The sequence below is a fragment of the Chryseobacterium sp. Marseille-Q8038 genome, from assembly GCF_965111995.1.
Genome location: NZ_CBCOPN010000006.1, coordinates 1 through 1,348, shown reverse-complemented (window position 1 = coordinate 1,348; position 1,348 = coordinate 1). Strand labels below are relative to the sequence as shown.

Sequence of the window (1,348 nt, the reverse complement as noted above, 5' to 3'; positions counted from 1 at the left end):
GCATGATTTGAATATGACATTTCAAATTCATTTAATTGAGGATCATATTCTTTTATTTTATGTTTTATCAATTCTTTCATTTTTATAGTAAATTATTAAATTAAATCTATTTATTGTCCAGATCTAGGGAGAACATATTCTACTTTTGCACCATAAACTACTCCAGGAACAAGCCATTCGCTTTCACCTTAAGTGTGGGGATTAGGATTTGCTACACCAATCTTAAAACTTTTTGACATTATAATTCCAGGAACTGCTGGCCCAAAAGCTATTCCTGTAGCAAAATCTCTAGCAGTTTCCTTACTAGTAGTCCAGCTTGTCCAAATACTAAGGTTATTTCCTGACGCATGATCAAACATATCACTATGAGGCCCTTCAAGTGAACTTACTTGATAATATCCTTTCGGAATAGCAATTCCAAAATGTGCATTTATATATTGGCTGTTATCATTATGAAATATTTTTGATGAAACCCCTCTATATAAAGTAATTGTTTCTTCTGGGTCTGATTCATCAGCTGTTGTAGTAACAGGAATATCAATAGCACCTGTAATCGGTTTAGAATTAGCAGAAAACCCACTATCTCCATTAAACATTAAAGGTAAACTCCATATGCCTATTCTTGCATAACCCGCCAATCTTGCTACAGTTGGACCAAATTCTACCGGAGGAGCAAGACCTTCAAATGTAGCAGCTCCAACAACTGTACCTTCAGGACCAACAATAGTTCCTATAATTCCTCCAACTACACCAACAGATGCAACTTGAACTCTAACTCCAAACTTTCCACCATCTTGATACATCCCATATCCTATTTGTCCAGCACTGATTGCATATCCTACATATCCAGCACCTCGTATTTTCCAAGCATTGCAGTATTTCTTACATAATCGCTTCTTAGTCCTATTAATGATCCTCTGGCTCTTCCTGCATATGCAGTACTTCTCATTTGTCCAAGATTATCCATCCAATATCCACTATTATATATCGCTGTTCTTTGATCAGCAAAATATTTAAATCCTGCTCCAGTAGTATTGGCTCCCCAATCGGCCCAGTTTTTATAAGCTTCCCAAGGTGTAAAAAAATATAATAATATGCTTTTTAAATTTTTTTCATTCGAATGAAAAATGAATTCAGAGAATTGAATTTCAATTCTCTGAATTGCTTAAAGTTATTGATGATCTATCTTATATTTTGCATCACTAATTGAATCTTTAATTTTCTGTTGTTGGATATATTCTCTAGAATATGGCCCAGTTTGATTTCGTTTAGCTCTCATTAATAATAGATAATATGAAAAAAATAAGTTGATAACTATTAAAGCAACTGTACACCAAACAATTATTCC

Annotated in this window: 1 protein-coding gene; it reads right to left on the bottom strand. The window is 33.8% G+C overall.

Going from position 1 to position 1,348, the window contains the following annotated elements; genetic code table 11:
* Positions 1–188: 188 nt before the first annotated feature.
* The gene (locus tag ACWPWS_RS24925) at positions 189–803 is read right to left on the bottom strand and encodes a hypothetical protein (protein WP_454048275.1); all 615 of its coding nucleotides are present in this window, start codon (positions 801–803) and stop codon (positions 189–191) included.
* Between the last annotated feature and the right edge of the window lie 545 nt (positions 804–1,348).

What these genes read in the sequence shown, in the direction of transcription:
- ACWPWS_RS24925 (WP_454048275.1), bottom strand. Translation starts at nt 803, where the DNA reads ATGTATCAAGATGGTGGAAAGTTTGGAGTTAGAGTTCAAGTTGCATCT.